Below are 22,653 nucleotides of genomic sequence, written 5' to 3' on the forward strand. Positions count from 1 at the left end.
AGCCTCTTCGGCAAGATGTCGGCCAAGTTGGCTGCCAAAATTCCCGCCAGGATTTCCGCCAGGATGTCCGCCAAGATTCCCGCCCTGCTCGCGGCGCTGCTCCTGGCGCTGCCGAGCCCCGCCCTGGCCGGTACCCGGATCAAGGACATCGCCACCCTCAAGGGCGTGCGCGACAACCAGCTCGTGGGCTACGGCCTCGTCACCGGCCTGCAGGGCACCGGCGACACCCTGCGCAACGCGCAGTTCACCGAGCAGTCGCTGCAATCGATGCTCGACCGCATGGGCATCAACGTCCGCGACGCCCGCCTGCGCACCCGCAACGTCGCCGCCGTGATGGTGACGGCCGACCTGCCGCCCTATACCGGCACCGGCTCGCGCATCGACGTCACCGTGACCTCGCTGGGCGACGCCACCTCGCTCAAGGGCGGCACCCTGCTGATGACGCCCCTGATGGGCGGCGACAGCCTGACCTACGCCGCCGCGCAGGGGCCGCTGGCGGTCTCGGGCTTCAGCGTCGGCGGCCAGGCCGAGACGGTGACGCAGGGCGTGCCGACGGCGGGGCGCATCCCCAACGGCGCCCTGATCGAGCGCGAGGTGCCGGGCACCTTCCGCGACCTGCCGGAACTCGTGTTCGAGCTGAAGAACCCCGACTTCAAGACCGCCACCATGGTGGCCGACGCCATCAACGCCTATTCGCTGGCACGCTTCAACCGCCGGGTCGCGGCCCCGCGCGACCAGCGCGCCATCGCCCTGCTGCGGCCGAGCAACATCGCCCAGACCCGGTTCGTGGCCGAGATCGGCGACCTCACCGTCAATCCCGACACCCCGGCCCGCGTCGTCGTCGACCAGCGCACCGGCACGGTGGTGATCGGCCGCAACGTTCAGATCTCCACCGTGGCGGTGACGCACGGCAACCTCACCGTGCGGGTCACCGAGGCGCCGGAGGTCTCGCAGCCGGCCCCGTTCTCCAACGGGCAGACGGCGGTGGTGCCGCGCACCGAGGTGGCGGTCAACGAGCAGTCCGGCCGGATGGCGATCATCGGCGGCTCGGATCTCCAGACCCTGGTGCGCGGCCTCAACAATGTCGGGCTGAAGCCCAGCGACATCATCTCGATCCTCCAGGCGGTGAAGACCTCCGGGGCGCTGCAGGCGGAGCTGGTGGTGCAATGAGCGCGGCGAACCGCCTTCCCCTGCCGGCCGAGCCGGCCCGCCTGGTGGTCCAGAGCCGCCCGCCGGTGCAGCCCGGGCGCTGGCTCGCCCTGATGGCCCTGCGGGTGCTGCTGTTCGCCGGCGCCCTGGCCCTCGCCTCGGTCGGCCTCGGCCCGGCCCGCGCCCTCGAGGGCGGCCGGCCGGCGATCTCGGGGCTGAACCCAGGCCCGCTGCCGAAGGCGGCCGCGCCCCGCCTCGCCGTCGCGGCCAAGCCTGTTTCCGACAAGCCCGTCGCCGGCGTCCCCCAGCCGGTCGGCCCCGCCGAACCCGTCACGGTGGTGTCCCAGCCGATCGAGACCACGGGGGCGATCGACGCCAAGGTGAATGACAACAAGGCGGCGGAGGCGAAGCCCGCCGAGCCGGTCCAGATCGCCGAGGTCCGCGCGCCCGAACCCGAGCCGGTCAAGCCCGCGCCGAAGCCGCCGGCCTATTGCGCCGGCATCGCGGACGCCGCCGCCGACGCGCGCTTCGCCTGGCAGAAGGAGCAGCTGGCGGCGCTGGAGAAGCAGGTCGAGGAGCGGATCGCCGCCCTGGAGGCCAAGCGCGCCGAGTACGAGACCTGGCTCGCCCGCCGCGACGCCTTCCTGGCCAAGGCCGACGAGGGCGTGGTCGCGATCTACACGAAGATGCGGGCGGATGCCGCCGCGCTCCAGCTCGCCAACATGCCCGACGAGGGCGCCGCCGCGATCCTGACCAAGCTCAACGCCCGCACGGCGAGCGGAATCCTGAGCGAGATGGAGGCCGCCCGCGCCGCGCAGCTGGCCCGCATGATGACCGAGATGGGCAAGACCGGCGGGGGCAAATCCGATCCGGCCAAGAAGTCCCGCACGAGCGAGAAATCCTGATGCTGTCCAACACGTTCCGGGCCGGCCTGATCCTGGCGCTGGCGGCCCCCGCCCTCGGGGCCTGCAACACGCCGATGGACCGGATCGGCCAGGCGCCGCTGCTGACGCCGATCGGCACCGGCCTGCAGCCGCCGCGCGAGGCCCTGCCCACCAGCTACGGCTCCCTCGGGCGCCGCTCCTATCACTCGACCTGGGCGCCGGGCAGCGCCGAGATGTTCCAGGACCCGCGCGCCCGCAACGTCGGCGACGTGATCACGGTCTCGATCCTCATCGACGACAAGGCGCAGTTCGGCAATTCGAGCGACCGCTCGCGCAGCCAGAAGTCGGGCCTCGGCTTCGATTTCGGCTACGGCGTCTCGGGCCTGAAGGATTCGGCCACCGCCGATACCGGCATCCGCTCCTCCACCGAGACCAAGGGGGCGGGCAACATCGACCGCTCCGAGGTGCTGCGCCTGCAGGTCGCCGCCATCGTCACCGAGCAGATGCCCAACGGCAACGTGGTCATCAGCGGCTCGCAGGAGGTGCGGGTCAACAACGAGGTCCGCGTGCTCACCGTGGCGGGCATCGTCCGGCCGCGGGACATCTCGCGCAAGAACACGATCGACTACGACAAGATCGCCGAGGCGCGCATCTCCTACGGCGGGCGCGGCCGGATCTCGGACGTGCAGGGCCCGAGCTTCGGCCAGCAGGTCTTCGAGACCCTGGCGCCGTTCTGAGATCCGGAAGGCGGGAGCGGAGCCATGGCGGCCAAGACCGGCGACAAGACGGAGGCGAAGGCGGGCGGCGGCAAGGGCTGGATCCTGGCCCTCGCCCTGACCAGCCTCGTCGCCATCGGCACGGGCGGCGGCCTGGGCATGTACCTCCTGTCCACCGTGGAGAAGGCGGTGGACGTCAAGAAGAAGGACGAGGAGGACAAGGCGGTCAAGGTTCTGAAATACACCGGGGACGTGGCCCTGCGCAGCGTCGGCTCGGTGGTGACCAACCTCGCCGACACCCCGGACAACTGGGTCCGCCTCGAATCCTCGGTGGTGTTCAAGACCGGCAGCGTGCCGAACCCCGACGTGGCGCTCGCCGAGATCCGCTCCGACATCGTCGCCTACCTGCGCACCCTATCCCTGCGGCAGCTCGAGGGCCCCAGCGGCCTGCAGCACCTGCGCGAGGACCTCAACGAGCGCGTGGCGCTCCGCACGAAGGGGCAGGTGCGCGAGCTGATCGTCGAGATGCTGGTGGTGCAGTGATGGGGCGCAGTCGCGGCATCGGCCTCGCCAATCCCGCCGGGCCTGCGCGCCCTTCCGGCGACCGCCTCGGAGACGGGACGTGCTCGGGCTGCGCGGGTCCCCTCTCCTGGAAGGAGAGGGAGCCTGTGGCGCCCGACACCGGTGCGCGATGGCTCGCGAACCCGTTCGCCGAGCGGCGGTGCGGCGCGTGGCACACGGATGCGTCGGGGCTTGTGCCGCCTGTGACACGACCGGCTGGAACACCCATGAAACGCCTCGTCACCGCCGGCCTCGTCCTCGGCGCCGGGCTTGCTCTGGCCGGCCCGGCGCTGGCCCAGTCGGCCACGGGGCTGCCCGCCCTCGATGCGCTGCTGCCGGCCGGGAACGGGGCGGCGAGCGGGCGCATCCTGCAGCTCGTGGCGCTGCTCACCGTGCTGTCGCTGGCCCCCGGCCTTCTCGTCATGGTGACGAGCTTCACCCGGTTCGCTATCGCCTTCTCGTTCCTGCGCTCGGGCCTCGGCCTGCAGAGCACGCCGGCCAACATCTTCCTCGTCAGCCTGTCGCTGTTCATGACGTTCTACGTGATGGCGCCGACCTTCGACCGGGCCTGGAACGAGGGTTTGAAGCCCCTGACCGAGAACCGCATCTCGGAGGAGGAGGCGATCCCCAAGCTCGTCGAGCCGTTCCGGGAGTTCATGGTCCAGCACGTCCGGCCGAAGGATCTCCAGACCTTCACGGATCTCGCCAGCCGCAACATCCCCAAGGCCGAGGGCGGCGAGAAGATCGACCTGCGCATCCTGATCCCGGCCTTCATGATCTCGGAACTGCGCCGCGGCTTCGAGATCGGCTTCCTGATCGCGCTGCCGTTCCTGGTGATCGACATGATCGTCTCCACGATCGTCATGTCGATGGGCATGATGATGCTGCCGCCCACCGTGATCTCGCTGCCCTTCAAGGTGCTGTTCTTCATCCTCATCGACGGCTGGAACATGCTGGTGGGCGGATTGGTGCGGTCGTTTTTCTGAGCTCCGGTGGTTTTGCGGGCTCACCGCCGCCGAGCGGGCCGCCCGGCGCCCCGCGACGCAATCTCCGCGCAAGGCTGGCGGGTGAGAGGACGGTATCGGATCGCGGATCCGGAGCGGAGCAGCCCACCGAATGTCCGGTCTTCAGCACGCCGAACGGCTCTGGAACAACATCCTCGCGCTCGGCGGCCGGCGGATCGCCGCCCTGTCGCTGATCGGCGTGGTGGTCTTCCTCGCCGTCGGCCTCGGAGCCTACTATCTCAGCCGGCCCGCGCAGGAGCCGCTCTATACGGGCCTCAGCCGCGAGGATGTCGGCCGCATCGGCAGCGTGCTCAAGGACGCCAACATCCCGTTCGACGTCAGCGCCGACGGCGCGGCCGTGCTGGTGGCCTACGGCCACACCGCCCAGGCCCGGATGCTGCTGGCCGAGAAGGGCCTGCCCCAGAGTTCCAAGTCCGGCTACGAGCTGTTCAACGACCTCGGTTCGCTGGGCATGACCTCGTTCATGCAGGAGGTGACCCGCGTGCGCGCCCTGGAGGGCGAGATCGCCCGCACCATCCAGGGCATGAAGGGCGTCAAGGCCGCCCGCGTCCACATCGTGCTGCCCGACCGCGGCTCGTTCCGCCGCGACCAGCAGCCCCCCTCCGCCTCCGTGGTGGTGCGCACCGAGCCGGCCGACGACGTCAGCGGCGCCCAGTCGATCCGCCACCTCGTCGCCTCCGCCGTGCCCGGCATGAAGCCCGACCGCGTCACCGTGATCGGCTCGGACGGCTCGCTCCTGCTCTCGGGCGACGAGGCCTCGGCCGTGCCCACCGGCAAGATGGCGACCCTGGAGAAGACCATCGGCCACGAGGTCCAGGACAACATCCGCCGGACCCTGACCCCCTATCTCGGCGTCGGCAACTTCGAGGTCAGCGTCGCGGCGCGCCTGAACACCGACAAGACCGTGCAGAACGAGACCATCTTCAACCCGGACCAGCGCGTCGAGCGCTCGACCCGGGCCGTGCGCGAGACCGAGAACTCGCAGAACCGCAACGCCAGCCAGCGCGCGACCTCGACGCAGACGAACCTGCCCGACCAGCGCGCCCGCTCGGATGGCGGCGACACCGCCAGCAACGAGACGCAGAAGCGCGAGGATCTGACCAACTACGAGATCTCCTCGAAGACGATCCAGACGGTGAGCGACGGCTACAACATCAAGCAGATCTCGGTGGCCGTCCTCGTCAACCGCGCCCGCCTCGCCGCCCTGGCCGGCCCGGATGCCGGCAAGGCCGCCATCGACGCTCAGGTCGCCGAGATCGAGCAGCTCGTGGGTTCGGCCGCCGGCTTCAACAAGGACCGCGGCGACAACGTGAAGGTCGCCGCCGTCGGCTTCGTCAACGACGGGCAGGCCCTGGAGCCGGTGGCGCCCCTGAGCCTCACCGACGTGCTGATGCGCCAGTCGGCCACCCTGATCAACGCCGGCACCATCCTGCTGGTCGCGGGCCTGCTGATCTGGTTCGGCCTGCGCCCGGCCATGCGCGCCATCCTGGAGATCCCGGCCGCCCAGCAGGAGGAGGCCCGGGCCCTGGCGGCCGCGGCCGAGGCCCAGGCGCTGCCCGGCGCCGCCGCGAACGCGGCGCTCGCCGGCCCGAACGGCGTCCTCGACGCCGACCCGGACGCCGTCCCGAGCCTGGCGGGCCCCGCCCAGAGCCCGGTCGCCAGCATGATCGAAGACCTCACCGAGAAGCTGAACCGCTCGCCGCAGAAGAGACTTGAGCAGATGATCGAGGCCGACGAGGCGCAGGCCGCCGAGATTCTGAAGCGCTGGCTCGTGCGTGAGGCCGCGTGATGGCCCCCGCGATCGCTCGCCTCCTGCCCGACTTCTCCGACGCCGTGGCGCCGGTGCGCGCCGCTCCGGCCCCCCGGGCCGCCGCCCCCGCTTCCCCGCCGCCGCCCCGTCCCCCGGAGGGGCTCGCGGCCCTGCTGCGCAAGCCCGTGGAGCCGCCCGAGGACCGCGAGGCCCTGCTGCGCGCGGCCGAGGCCCGCGGCCTCGAGCGCGGACGCGAGCTCGGCCGGGCCGAGGCGGCGGCCGAGACCGCCACGGTGCTCGCCTGCCTGCAGGCCGACCACGCCGCGCACCTCACCGAGCTGCGCCAGGCCTGGTGCGGGCAGGAGGGCGACCGCCTCGCGGCCGGCTTCGCCGACGCGCTCCAGGCCCTCGGGGCCGGCCTGACCGACCGGGTCGGGCACCTGCTCGTGCCGGTGCTGACCGAGGCCCTGCGCCGCCAGGCCGTGGACGAGCTCGCCCAGAGCCTCGCCCGCATCCTCGGCGACGCCCGCGCGCCCGTGCGGGTGAGCGGCCCGGCCGACCTCCTCGACGCGGTGGCGGGCAAGCTCGGCCCGTTCGAGGCCGCCATCGCCTTCCAGCCCTCCGACGCCGTCGACGTCTCGGTCCAGGCCGACCAGACCGTGATCGAGACCCAGCTCGGCGCCTGGGGTCGCCTGATGACCGCCGCGGTGCGGGGAGCCTGACCCGATGGCGGACGAGGGCCACCACGAGATCATCATCATCAAGCGCCACGGCGACCACGAGGACGGTCACCACGGCGGCGCCTGGAAGATCGCGCTCGCCGACTTCATGACCGCCATGATGGCGCTGTTCCTGGTGCTGTGGCTCATCGGCTCCACCACCAAGGAGACGAAGTCGGCCATCGCCGAATACTTCAACCCGGTGAAGCTCGCCGATGCCAGCTTCGACCGGAAGGGCCTGCGCGACCCCCAGAACAAGCCCGGCGAGCCGGCGCCGGAGGAGGGCAAGCCCGACGGCGGCACCGGCGACAGCAAAGCCGAGGGCAAGGGCGGCAAGACGGACGGCCCCTCCGACGGCAAGGGCGCCTCCGGGCCGCCGGGCAGCCGCGCCCGCGAGGCGGCCCTGTTCCAGGACCCCTACGCGGTGCTGGCCAAGCTCGCCGCCGAGCTCGAGCCCGGCCCGGAGACGGCCTCGGCCGACGCCGTGGTGACCGAGACCGGCGAGCCCGGCATCAAGGGCGGCGAGGCCGCCCGCGATCCCTTCGATCCGCTCTACTGGCAGGTCGCGCCCCTGGCCAAGACCCGCACGGAGCAGGCCGGCTCCACCGGCACGGTGACGCCCCTGCCGCAGGAGGCCCGGCCCGACGTGCGCGCGGCCGCCCCCGGGACGAAGCCGGCGGCGATCAAGGTCGCCTCGGCCTTGCCCGGCGAATCCGACGCCAAGGTCCTGGCGCTGCTGGCCAAGGCCGAGCCGCCGAAGGACGCGAAGGCGGAGGCCAAGGCCGCGCAGGACGCGAAGGCCGCACAGGACGTGAAGGCCGCGCAGGAGGCGAAAGCGGCTGCGGACGCCAAATCGGCCGAAACCAAGTCGGCGGAGGCCAAGTCTGCGGAGGCCAAGTCTGCGGAGGCCAAGTCTGCCGAAGCAAAGTCTGCCGAAGCCAAATCCGTCGAAGCCAAGTCGGCCGAGGCGAAGGCGGCGGATGCCGCCGAGGCCGCGGCCATGGCCGAGATCAAGGCGGAGATCGCCAAGGTGCTGCCCGTGCAGGGCGGGACCCCGGCGCCGCGCACGGAGGTCCGCCGGACCGGCGAGGGCATCCTCATCAGCCTCACCGACGAGGCGAACTTCGCGATGTTCAGCGTCGGCTCGGCCGAGCCCCAGGCCAAGGTGGTGCGGGCCCTGGAGCAGGTCGCCCGCATCCTCAAGGACCGGCCCGGCCGGATCGTCGTGCGCGGCCACACCGATGCGCGCCCGTTCCGCTCCGAGGTCTACGACAACTGGCGCCTGTCCTCGGCCCGGGCGCAGATGGCCTCCTACATGCTCGTGCGCGGCGGCGTGCCCGATGCCCGGCTGGAGCGCATCGAGGGCTATGCCGACCGGCAGCCGCGCAATCCCGCCGATCCGAAGGCGGCCGAGAACCGCCGCATCGAGATCCTGCTGCGGGCGCGGCCCGAGTGATGCGGGCGCCAGCCTTGCGCCGCGCGGGGTTCGCCTGCCTTCTGCTCGCGGCGTCCGGCCTCGTCCCGGCGGCCCGGGCGGCGGATTCGCACGGCGGCGGCGACCATGGCGGGGGCGCGGCCCCGGCCGCCCCGATCGAGCCGCTGCCCGTCGCCCCGCGCCCGGTGCCGGTCGAGCTCGTGCGCACCCTGCAGCTGCTCCAGGACCGGATCGCCCAGGGCTCGGCCCAGGCCCATCAGGGCCAGCGCGCCTTCCTGTCCCTGGCCGAGTCGCGCATGCTCGGCCTCGCCCCCGAGGTCTGGGCCGATCCCGTCAGCGTGCACGCGGCGGTGACCTTCGCCCTGGGCGGCGGCGGCCCGGCGCTGCTGCGCCGCCTCCTCGCCGCGGGCACGGTGCCGGAGGCCGAGCGCCCGGTGGTATTCGGTTCGCTGGCCTATCTCGAGGGGCGCGAGAAGGAGGCCCGCGCGCTCCTCGTGAAGATCGATCCGCTGGTGGTGCCGGTCAGCCTCGGCGCCCAGCTCGCCCTAGCGCAATCCGCCCTGGTGGTGCGCGACGACCCGACCCAGTCGATCCGGCTCCTCGACCTCGCCCGCCTGCTCGCCCCCGGCACCCTGGTGGAGGAGGGGGCGCTGCGCCGCGAGATCTTCGTGCTGGCCCAGGCCAACGACCTCGCCCGGTTCGAGACCCTGGCGGTGCAGTACCTGCGCCGCTTCCGCCACTCGGTCTATGCCGGCAATTTCCGCCAGCGCTTCGCCGCCGCGCTCACCCGCCTCGACTTCGCTGGCGACGATGCCCGCTTCATGCGGCTCCAGGCCATGCTCGACGAGATCGAGGTCGAGGGCCGGCGCGAGCTCTACCTCCTCGTCGCCCGCGCCGCCCTGGACCAGGGCAAGACCGCCACGGCGGTGTTCTCGGCCGAGCGCGGCGTCACCCTGGCGGAGCCCGGCTCCGTGGAGGCGGTGCGCGCCCGCCTCTACCGGGCCGCGGCCCTGGTGGTGGTGGACGGGCGCTTCGAGGAATCGGTCGAGACCCTGCGGATGACCGACCGCACCGTGCTGGAGCCGGCCGACCGCGACCTCCTCGACGCCGCCCTGTCGACCGCCCGGGAGATTCGCGGCGGCCTGCCCGCGCCAGTCCCGGTCCAGGCGGCGCCGACGGGCCCCCGGGTGCTGCCGGTCGCGCCATCCATCGCCCGGGCGCAGGACGCCATCGGGCGCATCGACGAGATCATGCGGAGGAGCGAGCGTTGAACACTCTCGGTGCCACGAGTCCCGGGCCCCGCGCCCTCGGGGATGCGCCCGGCCCCCGCGGCGCGGGCGCCGACGCGCCGGACACGGGCCGCGACGGCTTCGGCGCCGTGCTCGGCGCGCTGTCCGGCGGACGCCCGCCGGAGGAGGCTGCCCCCGCCGAGGCCGACCGGCCGGCGGGCCGCCGCGAGGACGAGGCCGGGGAGGGCGCCGGAACGCCGGCTGCCGGCGAGGAGGCGAACCCACTGGCGCTCCTGGCCCTCGTGGCGCCGATGGCCGCGCCCGCCGGGGCGCCGGCCCCGAAGGCCCCGCCGATCTCCCTCGAGACCCTGGTCGCCCGCGCCCTGCCGGCCGGTGCGGCCGTGCCCCCGGGGCAGGCGGGCGCCGGCGCCCCCGGGGTCCCGGCCGGAGGACCGGAGACCGCGCGCGGGCCGGACCTGATGGCCGGGATGGCGCCGGTCGTCGCCGGCCTCGTGCCGCAGCCCGCGGGCAGCGAGGCCCGGACCCGCGTCGCCGTGCTCCAGCGCGAGACCCATTTCGCGCCGGTGCTCCCGAGCCTCCTCGGCGGATCGCAGGCGGCCCAGCGCGCGGCCACGGTCGGACCGACGACCGGTGCCGCGCCGGCGCTGCCCGGTGCCGCACCGCTGCTGCCCGATGCCGCCGCGCTCCAGGCCTCCGGCGGAACGCCCGCACCGGTCGCGGCGGCCGCGTCGGCGAGCGCCGTCGCCGCGCTGCCGGGGACGTCCGAGGCGGCCCCGTGGACCACGCTGGCGGGGCCGGCCCTCGCCGGATCGCCGGCCTCCGGTGCCGCGCAGCAAGCCCCGGCCGCGCCCGCCGCCGCGCTCCCGGCGGCGCCGGCCGCCACCCTGGCGGTGCCCGCTGCCCTCGCCGCCGCCGCGTCCGGCCCGCAGCCTCCGCCGGTTCCGACCCCGGGCGAGGTCGTGGCCCCCGGGCGCGCGCCTGCGCCGCGGATCGCGCGCACGGAGGCCGCCGAGGGCCAGGCCACGGCGCCGACCCCGATGCTGCGGGCCGAGCCGGTCTCGGCCTCCCTCGGCAGCGCCCGCGCGGCCGGTCCCGGCCCCGAGCCGGCCCTGCCGGGGCTCGCCGAGCCGGGCGTGGCCGCCGTACCGCCGGCCGCCGGAGCCCTGCCGGGTCCCGCCTCCGCGCCGGCCCAGCAGGTCGCCGAAGCCGTCCTGGCGGAACTGTCGCGCGGCCCGGCCGCGGCCGGCGGCCTGCCCGGCGCCCCGGCGGGGGAGGGCCCCCTGAAGCTCCTCACCCTGCAGCTCCATCCGGCCGATCTCGGCACCGTGCTGGTGCGGATGCGCCTGCGCGACGGGCAGCTCGAGATGAGCCTGCATGCCAGGAGCGAGGATTCGGCCCGCCTGCTCCGCGAGGGCGGCGAGGTCCTCAATGATCTCCTGCGCCAGGGCGGCTACCGCCCCGAGAGCGTCACCGTCACGGTCGCGTCGAGCAGCGCGGACGGGCGCGGGGCCCAGGGGAATCCAGGCTCGCAACAGGGACAGGGCGCACAAGCCTTCCCGGGCCAGGGCGAAGCCGGTGCGAACCAGGGCCGACCCAGCCCGGACCAGGCCGGGCGCCGGTCCTCCCCGGAGGGCGATCCGACCGTCCCCGACAGCCACGAGCGGATGCATGAGAGCGTTTCGAGCAGCCCTGAGCGCAGCGGCGTCTACCTCTAGCCGCGGCGGCATCCTCCCCGGCCTCGGCGGGGCGTTGCTGAGCCTCGGCGCAGCCCTCGCCAACAGCGCGCCCCCGGCCCCGGGCAAGGCCGCTTCGCTGCCCGCCTCGGCCAACATCTGCGAGCGCGAGATGGCGGGCGCCTCGGCCAAGCACGGCGTGCCGCTGGGCGTGCTCTACGCGGTCGGGCTGACCGAGAGCGGCAAGCGCGGCTCGCTGCAGCCCTATGCCATGAACATCCAGGGCCGGGCCTATTTCGGCACCAGCGCGGCCGACGTGATGAGCCAGCTCGCCCAGGCGCGGGCCAGCGGGATCAAGCTCGTCGATCTGGGCTGCATGCAGATCAACCACCATTATCACCGCGAGAAGTTCACCAGCCTGGAGGCGATGATCGACCCGCGCCAGAACGTCGAGTACGCGACCTTGTTCCTGAAGCAGCTGAAGGCGCGCGAGGGCAGCTGGACCCTGGCGGTGGCGCGCTACCATGCGGGGCCGAACAACAATCCGGCCCAGAAGCAGTATGTCTGCCGGGTCATCACCAACATGGTCGCCACCGGCTTCGGCGCCTGGACGCCGGGCGCGCGCAGCTTCTGTCAGTAGGGCGCCCGCGGGCTCGGGGACGCACCGAAGCGTTGTCCCGGTACGCCCGCCCGTGGGACCGATGGGGTCCGGACGTCCTCCGGGGCAGCCGACACCGATGACGTCGCCCCCATCCAGCGCCGAGTTCGGCTCCGCCTCGGAACGCACATCCATCCTGGAACGCACATCCATCTTGGAACGCACATCCACTTCGGAAGGGAACGCCGATGGCCTTCGCCTGTACCATCCCTGCGGTCGCCACCGTGCAGCAGGACGACGCGACCGTGCGGATCACCCGGTGGGACTTCGCGCCCGGCGCGGTCACCGGCTGGCATGAGCACGGATGGCCCTACTTCGTGGTGATGCTGGTGGCCGGAACCCTCAGGGTCCACGACGGCGACCGGGTCACGGACACCGCCCTGGAGGCCGGACAGGCCTATGGCCGCCCGGCCGGCATCCGCCACGACGTGATGAACGGCTCCGCGCACCCGATCGCCTTCGTCGAGATCGAGGTGAAGCGTCCGGATGCGCTCGTCACGCGGCCGGCCGGTCCCACCTAGACGAGGGACCGGCCCCGTGCCCTGAGTGGGTTCCTGGTCCGCGAGAACTTGGCCCGAACCGCGGACCACGGGTTCTGCGCATCTGGCTGCAGGTTCTGGCCGGTCTCGGTACGGTCGAGCGTCGGCGGGATCGGTGGCCAATGCTGTCGAAAGGCAGCAGATGTGCCGGAGCGCACCGGCTCATCTCAAAGTACACTTGAGACGCTGCAAAATTTAATTTGGAGACCGAATTCGAGGATTTTGCACTCATGCATTGAGGGCATGGCTACGGACCGTGAACCCTTCACCCCCTCCTCGGAAGCATGCGTTATAGTGGCTGGAATCACCGGGTGACGCACTATGGTGCGTTGCAAAATCAGCAAGTCGCAGCGCACAAAAATGTGGTTCTATCTCCTCAACGGCGGGCCCGTCGCTCGCCAAACCGGAGATTTCAGATGCGCGCGACCCGCTTCATTGCCCTGACCGTCCTTGCTTCCGCGACCTTCGCCACCGGCGCCGCCATGGCGGGCGAGGCCCTCTACCTGACGCCGCCGCTGTTCCGCGAGCAGGCCCGCGAGACCCAGCAGGTCCGCAGCGTCAGCGAGCTGACCACCACCCCCCAGCCCGTCGCCCCGGCGAAGTCCGTCGCCGCGCCCAAGACCGCCAACGTCGCCGGCGAAGTCGAGACGACCGGTTCCTTCTGAGCGGCCGAACGGCCGACGGACAGCGTCGACCCTGGTCCGCTGTCCGGCCCCGTGAACACCCGGCTCGTCGGGCGGTCTCGTCCGGCCCCGGTGAGCCCGCCGCGTCGATCGGGTTCGGCCACGGGTGGCGCCTTGCGCGTGACACGCGGGCCGCTCCGGAACGGCTCGTGACCGCCTCGCGAGCCGGAGCGGCGATCGCCTCGCGGGTGCCGCCGCCCGCCGGGCTCAGCCGACGAAGGTGTAGCCCATGAAGCGCTTGGCCTCGATCGGATCGTAGCCGAGGCGCTGGCTCAGCTTCTTGCGCAGCTTGCTGACGTGGCCCTCGATCACGCTCTCCTCCACGCCGTTGCTGTAGACGCCGTAGACGATGTTGTAGATCTGCGACTTCGTCATCCGCCGGCCCCGGTTGCGCACCAGGCATTCGAGGATGTGGCGCTCGCGACGCGGCAGCGGCAGCACCTCGCCGTCGACCTCGGGGTCGCGCCCGTCGAAATGCACCTTGAGGCGCTCGGGTTCGGGCGCCGCCTCGCGGGCCGGGCTCGCCTGGGCGTTCACCCGCCGCCAGATCGCCTCCGAGCGGGCCAGGATCTCACGGATGTGGACGGGCTTGGGCAGCACGTCGTCGATGCCGGCCTCGAAGAGCTGCAGGGTCTGGTCGAGGGAGCGCACGTCGCTCAGGGCGATGATCGGCGCGCGCGACATCTTGCGGATCAGGGTCGCGCACTTCGCCCGGCCCGCGAAGTCGCCGAGGAGGAATCCCTGGATCGCTTCGCGGTCGACCCGGGAGGAGGACTGGAACCAGTGGGTGAATTCCTGCGGGTCGAGGCCGAGGGAGGAGATGCCCTCGCGGTCGAAACTCGCCTTGTAGCCTGAATTCACCGACGGCCGCTCGTCGACCAGGACATACATCATCAATCTCCGGATGAGCTTGCGACAGTCGGGATCTCTGTTGAATTACGGACGGGAAACAGGACGAACTCCAGTCGTGCCGGGCCATAGCCTTCGCAGGCCATTTCGACGCGACTGTCCGAGTCGCCCATCATTCAGCAATGTCGGGCATCGCCGGTGCCGTCAATGACGTTCGCAGCACACGCGGATGTGATCACGCATTTCGGGCGGCCGCAAACCGTCGCGGCACTGCGCGTCGCGTGACGGCGCCCCGCTCGGGAAGCCGCGCGGATCAGGCGGCGGCGCGGCTCAGGCGGGCGTCGGCCAGCGCGCTCTCGAAGCCGTTCAGGCAGAAATCCGGCCCCTGGTCGGCCAGGATGCGCTGGATCGCGACGCCCACATAGACGCCGTCGAGGATGAGCTTGAAGAACACCGTCACGGGCTCGGTGACGAATTCCATGTCGAGCACCACGGTGAGCGAGCGGCCCCAGTCGAAGCGCACGTCGGCCCCGTCCGCATACGCGATGGTGGCCTCCTTGAAGTAGGGCTCTGCGGAGGAGGCGACGAGATCGGCGATGTTGCCGTGGCGGGCCGCCTGCACCCAGCCGATCAGGATGCCGCCGTCGAGGAGGCAGAGTTCGGCGATGAAGTCCCGGATCGCGTTGGCGAAGACGCGCTCGGCATCGGCGAGCACGTCCGGAACATCCGTCGAAACGGCATCGGAAGAGGAGGAGAACGCCTCGGACATCAGCGGGCCTTCGAGAACAGGAAGAACAGGATCTGAGCCACTGCGCTGTAGAACTCCGCGGGAATCATCTGGTCCACCTCGACACTGTCGTACAGGGACCTTGCCAGAGGCTTGTCTTCCACGACCGCGATGCCGTTGGCCTCGGCGATTTCTCGGATTCGCAGCGCCACCAGATCCTTCCCCTTGGCGAGGACCAGGGGAGCGGGCTGCTCGTCCCGCGCATACCGGAGCGCGATGGCGTAGTGGGTCGGATTGGCGATGACCACGGTAGCCTGCTTCACGTTGGCCAGCATGCGCTTGCGGGAGCGGTCCTGCGCCAGGGAGCGCAGGCGGCCCTTCACCAGCGGATCGCCCTCGGTCTGCTTGTGCTCGTCCTTGAGGTCCTGCTTCGACATCCGCAGGGAGCGCTGCCAGCGCAGGCGCGACCAGACGAGGTCCGCCGCCACGATGACGATGGTGGCGATGCAGACGACCGAGATGAGCCGGATCGAGACGGTGAGGATGAGATCCGGGATCTGGCTCGGGTCGGAGAACATGGCACTCACGGCTTTGCTGCCCTCCGAGCGCAGGAGCAGCAGGCAGACGAGACTGATGCTTAAAAATTTAAGGACCGATTTCAGGAACTCGACCTGACCCGCTTTTCCGAAGATTCGTCCCCAGCCCGCCATCGGCGAGACGCGCGACCATTGCGGGCGGATGCGTTCGCCCACGAGGCTCGGCACGTTCTGGACGAGGGCGGAGACGAGGCCGCAGAGGCCGAGGATCAGCACGACCGGAATCAGAAAGCGCGCGGCGGCCAGCGCAGTTCCTTCCAAGATCCGGGCGACGTCCTGATTGTTCTCCAGGGCGAAGTCTCGGGGATGGTCGAGGAAGGGCGCGAGGGACTGGAGCAGCGGCCCGACCGCGTCGCGCACCACGAAGCTCAGGGCGATGAGCAGGCCGAGGATCGAGGCGAAGATCGGGGCCTCCCGGGAGAACGGGACGTCGCCCTTGTCGAGCGCCTCGCGGATCTTCCGCTCGGAGGCGGCTTCGGTCTTGCTCTCCTGATCCTCGTCTGACATCGCGAAGCCGGGTCAGGCCGCCGTCCCTAGCGGACGAGGGCCTCGACCTCGCCCCCGGAATTGATCTCCAGCTCGCCGCGCCCGGCCATCTCCAGGGCGAGGTCGGTGATGCTGCGGCGCGCCTCGGTGACGTCCTTCTGGGCCGCCGGCTCGCCGCCGTTCAGCTCGTGCTCGACCATGCGGCGCACGCGGGCGGAGAGCGCGCTCAGGATGACGCCCCGGAACTCCGCGTCGGTGCCCTTGAGGGCCAGGACCAAGCGGTCGTTCGGCACGGCGTCGAACAGGGTCGTGCGGGCCCGGGGCTGCAGCTTGACGATGTCGTCGAAGGTGAAGAGCAGCCCCTTCAGGATCTCCACCGATTTCGGGCGCGACTCGGACAGGCTGGTCAGCACCTCGTCGATCTGGGTGCGCTCCATCTTGTTGATGATGTCGGCCATCTTGGCGTGGGTGTCGGCCCCGGAATTGCGCGCGCCGTTGGCGAGCAGGTCCTCGTGCAGGGCGCGCTCGATCAGCTCGATCACGCTGTCGCCGACCGGCTTGAAGCTCAGCATCCGCCGCATCACGGTGTTGCGGGTCGGCTGGGGCAGGTGGGCCATCACCTTGGCGGCCGCCGCGGGCTTGAGGCGCGACAGGACCAGGGCCGCCGTCTGCGGGTGCTCCTTGACGAGGTAGCTCGCGATCACGCCCTCGGGCACCGTGGCCAGGCGCTCCCAGACCGAGCGCGTGGCATCGCCCCGGACATCGGCCAGGATCTCGGCGATCTGGTCGGCGGGCAGCAGGCCGGTGAGCAGCTTCTCCACCTCCGAGGCCGTGCCGACGAGGCGGCCGTCGGCGGCGAATTCGTGGGAGAACATCTCGACGATGTCGTCGAGCTGGTGGGCGCTGACGGTGCCGAGCTGGGTCGCCGAGCGCGTGATGCGCTTGATCTCCTCGGGTTCGAAATACTTCAGCAGGCGTCCGGCCGCGGGCTTGCCCATGGCGAGCAGCAGGGCCGCGACCTCGTCCACGGGGTTGAGGTGCCGGTGGACACCCTGCGTCCGGTGGGGGATCGGCACGCTCGCCACGGGTTCGTCCTCAGCCGTTCTGGCCGGCATCGGCCGGACCGACGATCTCGGTCAGGGAGACGCCGAAGCGGGAATTGTCCTCCTCCACCACCACGATCTCGCCCCGGGCCACGACCCGGCCGTTGACCGTGACGTCGACGGGCTCGCCAACCCGGTGGTCGAGGGGCACGATGGCGCCGCGCCCGAGCTTCATCAGGTTGGCCACCGGCATCGTCGCCGAGCCGAGCACCACCTGGATCAGCACCGGGATGCGCAGGATCGAATCGAGGTTGCGGCCGTCGCCGATGCGCGCGTCCGCCACCTCCGGCCCGGCCCCGACGGGGGAGACGGTCGGGAATACCGCGGCGGCGGGGGCGGCGGAGAGGTCCGCGTCGTCGAAGGGGCTGTTGCTCATCGTCCGCTCGTCAGGGGCTGCAATCGAAGGTCAGGGGAGAGTCGGCTGGCAGCGGAGGGGAAAGGATCGGGGAAAGTCGGCCGGGGCGCAAGCGGATCGGCGCGCATTAGCGGCCCTGCGTGCCGTGCGCGGCCACTTGCGTGCCGCCTGTGGCCGCGGGACCGCGCCGGACGGCCTCCAGCTCCGCCAGGATCTGGCGGGCCTCGCCCAGGCGCTCGTCGAGGTCCTCCAGGATCGCGCGGCCCTCGGTGCTGAAATTGCGCACCGCGTCGCCCGCCTGGGCCAGGGCGTGGCCGGACTGGGTCAGGATGCGGCCGTACTCGGCCTGGGTCCGGTCGAGGCGCTTCAGCTTGAGGTACATCGGCACCACGCAGGCGCTCGTCGCCACGAGGGCCACGAGGAGGATGGTGTCAACCCACGGTGTCATCGGCCCTGCCTTCCTTGTCCTGTGCGATGGCCTCGTCGACCCGCAGCACGTAGGAGCCCTGGGCCTGGCCCATGTGGCACCAGAACAGCGGCCGGTCGTTGCCCTCGAGCTTCACCCGCGTCGTGGGCGTCGCGTCCAGGCCGATGATCTGGCCGACCTTCAGGTCGGCGATCTCGCCCAGCGTCAGCAGGCGCTCCTCGAGCACCGCCCGCAGGGTCACCTCCGCCTTCTGCACCTCGCTGGCGATCTGCTGCGTCCATTTCGGGTCGCGCGCGGCGGTGTCGCCGGTGAGCACCTTCGAGAGGGCCGGGCGCATCGGGTTGATCACCGACTGGGGCAGGATGAGGAACATCTCGCCGCCGCGGTTCAGCGCCTGGATCGTGAACTTGGCCTCCACGGCCTTGTTGTTGCGCCCGCCGATCACCGCGAATTCCATCCGGGTCTCGGTCCGCTCCAGCCGGAACGGCGTCGCGGAGACGAGGGAGAACGAGGATTCCAGGGCCTTGCCGACCTGTTCGAGGATGGTCTGGGCCAGCCGGATCTCGAGACCCGAGAAGGCGCGCTCGTCCTCCACCGGCGGCTCGGCCCCGTCGGCGCCGAAGAGGGCCTCCAGCAGGGTGAAGAGGAAGTCCCGGTCGAGGCCGACGAGGATGTGGCTGTCCCATTCGGGGGCGTGGAAGATGCCCGCCACTGCGTTGTTCTCGTAGGCGTCGAGCATCTCGCCGAAGCGGCCGCTGCCGAAGCCGTGAAAGGCGAAGTAGACCGGCGAGGCGACGAGGGGCTTGAGGTTGTCCGAGCAGGCCGAGGTGAGGCGGTCGAACACCACGCTCAGCATCGGCATGCGGTCGAGGGACAGGCCCCCGGCCTCGATCAGGCGCGCCCGGATGTCGGCGGCGTTCCCGGCGGAGGAATCCATACTCAGGCGGCCTCGCGCTGTGCGCCGCCGTTGACGGTGGCGTTCTCGACCTCGTCGATGGTGGGCCGGTCGCCCAACGAGATGCCCTTGCGGCCATGCTCGACGGCGATCTGCGGCACCGCCCCGCCCATGTAGGCGATCAGGGTCTGCTTGACGATGACGTAGACGTGGTTCTGCTTCTCGCGGATGGTCTTGATCTTGATCGCGAAGGGGGCCAGCACGCCGTAGGACATGAACACCCCGAAGAATGTCCCCACGAGTGCGGCGCCGATGAGGCCGCCGAGGATCTGGGGCGACTGGTCGAGGGCGCCCATCGCCTTCACGATGCCGAGCACCGCCGCCACGATGCCGAGCGCCGGCATCGCCTCGGCCACCGTGGTCACGGCGCCGTAGGGCTTGAGGCGGTCCTTGCGGTAGCCGCTGATCTCCTCGTCCATCAGCGCCTCGATCTCGTGGGCGCGGGCGTTGCCGATCAGGATCAGGCGGGCGTAGTCGCAGATGAAGAGCACGAGGTCGGCGTTCTTGGCGACGTCCGGATAGGCCTTGAAGATCTCGGAATTGGCCGGGTCGTCGAGATGCGGCTCGACCTCGTTGCGGGGCTTGGTCTTCAGCTCGCGCATCAGGGCGTGCAGCAGGCCGAGGATCGCCAGGTAGTCCTTGCGCTTGGGCACCTTGCCGGTGAGGGCGTCCATGCTCGCCTTGCCCGAATCCACCACCGTCTTCATCGGGTTGGCCATCACGAAGGTGCCCGCCCCCATCCCCCCGATGATGACGAACTCCCAGGGCTGCCAGAGCACGACGAGGTGGCCGCCCATGGCGACGAAGCCGCCGAGCATGCAGCCGATTGCGATGACGAGGCCGATCAGAACGCCCAAGGCTCTACGCCTCCGATGGGGGTGAGAAATCCGATGCAGCGGACCTACGCAGGATCGCTTGCGCGGGGCTGGCAGGATCGCTCGCGCGGGGCCGGCAGGACAGCGGGCTTCGGGCGGGTCGGTCGGCGCGCGGCAGAATCGCACCGGCGGCCGGCCCGCGCGTTAGGGAGGGACCGATCCCTCCGCGAGACCCGCCATGAGCAGCCCCCCGACCTCCGGCAACGACCACGAGCCCGCCACCGTCAACGTCTCCGAGCCCTGGACCCTAGCCTACTGGGCCCGCCGCTTCGAGGTGCCGCGCGAGGAGGTCGAGGCCGCCGTGGCGGCGGTGGGCCACGATCCCGCGAAGGTGGCCGCGCAGCTCGGCCGGCCCTGGCCCTTCGAGGGCAGCGGCATCGTCTGAGGGCGCCCCGTCAGCGCCGTCCGGTCGAGCCGAAGCCGCCGCTGCCGCGCGTGCCGGGCTCTCCGGAGGATTCCCCCGCGCCTGAGGCGTCGCGGATGGTGAGTGCCGGCCGGGTCACGCGGCTGAAGACGAGCTGGGCGATGCGGTCGCCGGGCTCGATGCGCAGGCCGGGCCCGTCCGGGTTGCGGTTCCAGGCCGAGATCATCAGCGGGCCCTCGTAGTCGGCGTCGATCACGCCGGTGCCGTTGCCGAGGACGAGGCCCTCGCGATGGCCGAGGCCGGAGCGCGGGAAGACGAGGCCGCACCAGGCCGGGTCGCGGATCGCCAGGCCGAAGCCGGCCGGGATCAGGGCCGGCGGCCCCTGCGGCGCCAGCTCCAGGGTCGCGTCCAGGCAGGCATGGAGGTCGAGGCCCGCGGCCTGGGCCGAGCCCCAGCGGGGAAAGCCCCAGCCGGAGAGGCGCGCGTCGAGGAGGCGGATCTCGACGGCGAGGTCGGGGTTCACGCGGGCCGGGCCGCGATGGCGTCGGCCAGGGCGACGGTGCGGGCGGCCTCGGCCGCGTGCAGGCGCTCCACCATCCGGCCGTCGAGGCCGATGACGCCCCGGGCGCGGTTCTCCGGCTCGGCGAAGGCGGCCAGGATGCGCCGGGCCCAGGCGACCTCGTCCGCGCCCGGACCGAAGGCGGCGTTGGCCGGGGCGATCTGGTCGGGGTGGATCAGCATCTTGCCGTCGAAGCCGCAATCGCGCCCCTGCGCGCACTCGGCCGCGAAGCCCGTCGCATCGCGAAAATCGTTGTAGATGCCGTCGATCACGTCGATCTCGTAGGCGCGGGCGGCCGCGATCACGCTCATCAGCCAGGGCATCAGGGCCGGCCGGCCCGGCACGCCCAGGCGCAGCCGGCTGGCCTTGGCGAGGTCGTTCGGCCCGACCATCAGGCAGGCGAGGCGGGTGTCGACGTCCCGGGCCGAGCTCGCGATGTCGGCGAGGTGCAGGATCGCCATCGGGCTCTCGATCATCGCCCAGGTCCGGGTCCGGTCCGGCGCGCCGAGGCGGCGCAGGCGCGAGCCCACCGCCACCAGGGCATCGGCGCCCGTCACCTTCGGCACCACGATGGCGTCGGGCCCGGCCGGCGCGATGGCGGCGAGGTCGGCCTCGCCGTAGGGCGTCTCCAGGGCGTTGATCCGGACCACGACCTCGCGCGGGCCGAAGCCGCCCTCGGACACCGCCCGGGCGACCGCCTCCCGCGTGGCGGCCCGGGTCTCGGGCGCCACCCCGTCCTCGAGGTCGATCATCACCACGTCGGCGGGGAGCGTGCGGGCCTTCTCCAGCAGCCGCGGGTTCGACCCCGGCATCGCCAGGACGCTGCGGCGCGGGCGGATCTCGGTCATGGCGCATCCCTTGGCTGGCGGTCGGGGATCGGGCGCCGTGCGACCGCACCCGGCGGGCGAGGCCGGTTCGCTCCCGTCCGGGCCGACTCGATCCGCGGATTCGGCGATAGCCTCCCGCGTAGCGCGATTCAAGGCGTGGTCGCGGGCCGGGCGGTGCGCCGGTTCGCGTCCGGCCATCCCCGGTAAAATGCCCGGATCGCAGCCCGTCCGCCCCGCCGGGGGCGTCTGTCATCGAACTGTCGCGCAATCGTCATACCGCCTTTGTCCAAGCGACCGTATGGCGCAGTGCACAACGGCTCGGGACCTCGTTCCCGGGCCGCTGCACGCTCCCCCAGGAGACCAGCACATGAAATTCACGACCCTCGCCGCCCTCGCGGGCCTCGGCCTCGCCACCCTCGCGCCCGCCCAGGCGGCCGACATCACCGGAGCCGGCGCGACGTTCCCCTTCCCGGTCTACTCCAAGTGGGCCGAGGCCTACCGCAAGGACAGCGGCATGGGCCTGAACTACCAGTCGATCGGCTCGGGCGGCGGCATCAAGCAGATCCAGGCCAAGACCGTCGATTTCGGCGCCACCGACGCGCCGCTGAAGGGCCCCGCCCTGGAGAAGGACGGCCTCGTCCAGTTCCCCACCGTCATGGGCGGCGTCGTCACCGTGGTGAACATCCCGGGCGTCGAGCCGGGCAAGCTGAAGCTCACCGGCGAGCTCATCGCCGAGATCTATGCCGGCAAGATCGCCAAGTGGTCGGACGCCAAGATCGCCAAGCTCAACGAGGGCCTGAAGCTCCCCGACGCCAACATCACCCCGGTCTACCGCTCGGACGCCTCCGGCACGACCAACATCTTCACCACCTACCTCTCCCAGGCCTCCGAGGCCTGGAAGAAGGAGTTCGGCGCGGCCACCACGGTGAGCTGGCCCGTGGGCCAGGGCGGCAAGGGCAACGAGGGCGTCACCGCCACCGTCAAGCAGGTCCCCAACGCCATCGGCTACGTCGAGTCGGCCTACGCCAAGCAGAACAAGCTCAGCCACACCCTGATCCAGAACAAGGCCGGCAAGTTCCCGCAGCCCGACGACAAGGCCTTCCAGGCCGCCGCCGCCAGCGCCGACTGGAAGTCCGCCCCCGGCTTCGGCATCTCGCTGACCGACCAGGCCGGTGAGGGCGCCTGGCCGATCACCGCCGCGACCTTCATCCTGGTCCACAAGGACCCGGTCGACCCGGCCAAGACCGCCGACGTGCTGAAGTTCTTCGACTGGGCCTACAAGAACGGCGACAAGCTCGCCACCGACCTCGACTACGTGCCGCTGCCCGACGCCGTCGTCGGCCAGATCCACGACGCGTGGAAGGAGATCAAGGGCAAGGACGGCAAGCCCGTCCTCAACATGTGAGCCGGACCTCGCGGGCCCCGGCCCGCGAGACCCCGGGGGCGAGCCACCGCGCCCTCACGCTCCGCGACAGACGAGCCCGGCCC

25 protein-coding genes are annotated in these 22,653 nt (G+C 71.7%); 15 read left to right on the plus strand and 10 right to left on the minus strand.

The window, feature by feature from the left end; translation table 11 throughout:
- Positions 1-63: 63 nt before the first annotated feature.
- The 13 genes from flgI (at position 64) to ACXJY8_RS21795 (ending at position 13,024) form a co-directional block, all read left to right on the plus strand.
- Complete coding sequence (gene flgI / locus ACXJY8_RS21735; protein ID WP_463773616.1) at positions 64-1,170, plus strand: flagellar basal body P-ring protein FlgI; 1,107 nt, start codon at positions 64-66, stop codon at positions 1,168-1,170.
- A 317-nt stretch (positions 1,171-1,487) separates the two neighbouring features.
- Positions 1,488-2,054, plus strand: coding sequence for a MotE family protein (locus ACXJY8_RS21740; RefSeq protein ID WP_463780896.1), 567 nt, complete (start codon positions 1,488-1,490; stop codon positions 2,052-2,054).
- The gene (flgH, locus tag ACXJY8_RS21745) at positions 2,054-2,770 is read left to right on the plus strand and encodes a flagellar basal body L-ring protein FlgH (RefSeq protein ID WP_463773620.1); all 717 of its coding nucleotides are present in this window, start codon (positions 2,054-2,056) and stop codon (positions 2,768-2,770) included. The genes ACXJY8_RS21740 and flgH overlap by 1 nt, the downstream gene beginning before the upstream one ends.
- Before the next feature lie 24 nt (positions 2,771-2,794).
- Positions 2,795-3,292 (plus strand): flagellar basal body-associated FliL family protein, encoded by a 498-nt coding sequence (locus ACXJY8_RS21750; RefSeq protein WP_463773622.1) that lies wholly within the window; start codon positions 2,795-2,797, stop codon positions 3,290-3,292.
- A gap of 245 nt (positions 3,293-3,537) precedes the next feature.
- Positions 3,538-4,296 (plus strand): flagellar type III secretion system pore protein FliP, encoded by a 759-nt coding sequence (fliP, locus tag ACXJY8_RS21755; RefSeq protein WP_463773625.1) that lies wholly within the window; start codon positions 3,538-3,540, stop codon positions 4,294-4,296.
- A gap of 130 nt (positions 4,297-4,426) precedes the next feature.
- Positions 4,427-6,124, plus strand: coding sequence for a flagellar basal-body MS-ring/collar protein FliF (gene fliF / locus ACXJY8_RS21760; RefSeq protein WP_463773630.1), 1,698 nt, complete (start codon positions 4,427-4,429; stop codon positions 6,122-6,124).
- Positions 6,124-6,807, plus strand: a complete 684-nt coding sequence (locus ACXJY8_RS21765; protein ID WP_463773633.1) for a hypothetical protein — start codon at positions 6,124-6,126, stop codon at positions 6,805-6,807. The genes fliF and ACXJY8_RS21765 overlap by 1 nt, the downstream gene beginning before the upstream one ends.
- A 4-nt stretch (positions 6,808-6,811) precedes the next feature.
- The gene (locus ACXJY8_RS21770) at positions 6,812-8,260 is read left to right on the plus strand and encodes a MotB family protein (RefSeq protein WP_463773635.1); all 1,449 of its coding nucleotides are present in this window, start codon (positions 6,812-6,814) and stop codon (positions 8,258-8,260) included.
- Positions 8,260-9,510 carry a MotC family chemotaxis protein gene (locus ACXJY8_RS21775; protein ID WP_463773637.1) on the plus strand — a complete coding sequence of 417 codons (1,251 nt, stop codon included), beginning with the start codon at positions 8,260-8,262 and terminating at the stop codon, positions 9,508-9,510. The genes ACXJY8_RS21770 and ACXJY8_RS21775 overlap by 1 nt, the downstream gene beginning before the upstream one ends.
- Entirely contained in the window at positions 9,507-11,204 is a 1,698-nt protein-coding gene (locus ACXJY8_RS21780; protein WP_463773642.1) for a flagellar hook-length control protein FliK, read from the plus strand. Before ACXJY8_RS21775 ends, ACXJY8_RS21780 begins: the two co-directional genes overlap by 4 nt.
- A 97-nt stretch (positions 11,205-11,301) precedes the next feature.
- Entirely contained in the window at positions 11,302-11,802 is a 501-nt protein-coding gene (locus ACXJY8_RS21785) for a transglycosylase SLT domain-containing protein (RefSeq protein ID WP_463780898.1), read from the plus strand.
- A gap of 206 nt (positions 11,803-12,008) precedes the next feature.
- Positions 12,009-12,341: a cupin domain-containing protein gene (locus tag ACXJY8_RS21790; protein WP_463773645.1), complete on the plus strand. Its 333-nt coding sequence runs from the start codon at positions 12,009-12,011 to the stop codon at positions 12,339-12,341.
- Between the two features lie 434 nt (positions 12,342-12,775).
- A complete protein-coding gene (locus ACXJY8_RS21795; protein WP_463773649.1) occupies positions 12,776-13,024 on the plus strand; it encodes a hypothetical protein in 249 nt (82 codons plus the stop codon).
- A gap of 225 nt (positions 13,025-13,249) precedes the next feature.
- Here the strand turns inward: ACXJY8_RS21795 and ACXJY8_RS21800 are convergent, their stop codons facing one another.
- From ACXJY8_RS21800 to motA, 8 genes are all read right to left on the minus strand, one after another.
- Complete coding sequence (locus tag ACXJY8_RS21800) at positions 13,250-13,933, minus strand: response regulator transcription factor (RefSeq protein ID WP_463780900.1); 684 nt, start codon at positions 13,931-13,933, stop codon at positions 13,250-13,252.
- A gap of 271 nt (positions 13,934-14,204) precedes the next feature.
- Positions 14,205-14,660 carry a BspJ family T4SS effector nucleomodulin gene (locus ACXJY8_RS21805; protein ID WP_463773652.1) on the minus strand — a complete coding sequence of 152 codons (456 nt, stop codon included), beginning with the start codon at positions 14,658-14,660 and terminating at the stop codon, positions 14,205-14,207.
- The gene (flhB, locus tag ACXJY8_RS21810) at positions 14,660-15,721 is read right to left on the minus strand and encodes a flagellar biosynthesis protein FlhB (protein ID WP_463773655.1); all 1,062 of its coding nucleotides are present in this window, start codon (positions 15,719-15,721) and stop codon (positions 14,660-14,662) included. The genes ACXJY8_RS21805 and flhB overlap by 1 nt, the downstream gene beginning before the upstream one ends.
- Before the next feature lie 26 nt (positions 15,722-15,747).
- Positions 15,748-16,815: a flagellar motor switch protein FliG gene (locus ACXJY8_RS21815; RefSeq protein WP_463773657.1), complete on the minus strand. Its 1,068-nt coding sequence runs from the start codon at positions 16,813-16,815 to the stop codon at positions 15,748-15,750.
- Positions 16,796-17,179 (minus strand): flagellar motor switch protein FliN, encoded by a 384-nt coding sequence (gene fliN / locus ACXJY8_RS21820; RefSeq protein WP_463773661.1) that lies wholly within the window; start codon positions 17,177-17,179, stop codon positions 16,796-16,798. The genes ACXJY8_RS21815 and fliN overlap by 20 nt, the downstream gene beginning before the upstream one ends.
- 106 nt (positions 17,180-17,285) lie before the next feature.
- A complete protein-coding gene (locus ACXJY8_RS21825; protein ID WP_463773666.1) occupies positions 17,286-17,606 on the minus strand; it encodes a hypothetical protein in 321 nt (106 codons plus the stop codon).
- Positions 17,590-18,522: a flagellar motor switch protein FliM gene (locus ACXJY8_RS21830; protein WP_463773669.1), complete on the minus strand. Its 933-nt coding sequence runs from the start codon at positions 18,520-18,522 to the stop codon at positions 17,590-17,592. Before ACXJY8_RS21830 ends, ACXJY8_RS21825 begins: the two co-directional genes overlap by 17 nt.
- Before the next feature lie 2 nt (positions 18,523-18,524).
- The gene (gene motA, locus ACXJY8_RS21835; RefSeq protein WP_463773671.1) at positions 18,525-19,397 is read right to left on the minus strand and encodes a flagellar motor stator protein MotA; all 873 of its coding nucleotides are present in this window, start codon (positions 19,395-19,397) and stop codon (positions 18,525-18,527) included.
- Between the two features lie 196 nt (positions 19,398-19,593).
- Between motA and ACXJY8_RS21840 the strand changes: the two genes are divergently transcribed.
- Positions 19,594-19,800, plus strand: a complete 207-nt coding sequence (locus tag ACXJY8_RS21840) for a DUF3606 domain-containing protein (RefSeq protein WP_463773674.1) — start codon at positions 19,594-19,596, stop codon at positions 19,798-19,800.
- 10 nt (positions 19,801-19,810) lie between these two features.
- Here the strand turns inward: ACXJY8_RS21840 and dut are convergent, their stop codons facing one another.
- Complete coding sequence (gene dut, locus ACXJY8_RS21845; protein ID WP_463773676.1) at positions 19,811-20,302, minus strand: dUTP diphosphatase; 492 nt, start codon at positions 20,300-20,302, stop codon at positions 19,811-19,813.
- Positions 20,299-21,186, minus strand: coding sequence for an HpcH/HpaI aldolase/citrate lyase family protein (locus ACXJY8_RS21850; RefSeq protein WP_463773678.1), 888 nt, complete (start codon positions 21,184-21,186; stop codon positions 20,299-20,301). Before ACXJY8_RS21850 ends, dut begins: the two co-directional genes overlap by 4 nt.
- A gap of 346 nt (positions 21,187-21,532) precedes the next feature.
- Between ACXJY8_RS21850 and pstS the strand changes: the two genes are divergently transcribed.
- Positions 21,533-22,570 carry a phosphate ABC transporter substrate-binding protein PstS gene (pstS, locus tag ACXJY8_RS21855; protein WP_463773680.1) on the plus strand — a complete coding sequence of 346 codons (1,038 nt, stop codon included), beginning with the start codon at positions 21,533-21,535 and terminating at the stop codon, positions 22,568-22,570.
- Positions 22,571-22,653: the final 83 nt, after the last annotated feature.

This window comes from Methylobacterium sp. TK31 (genome assembly GCF_055361545.1).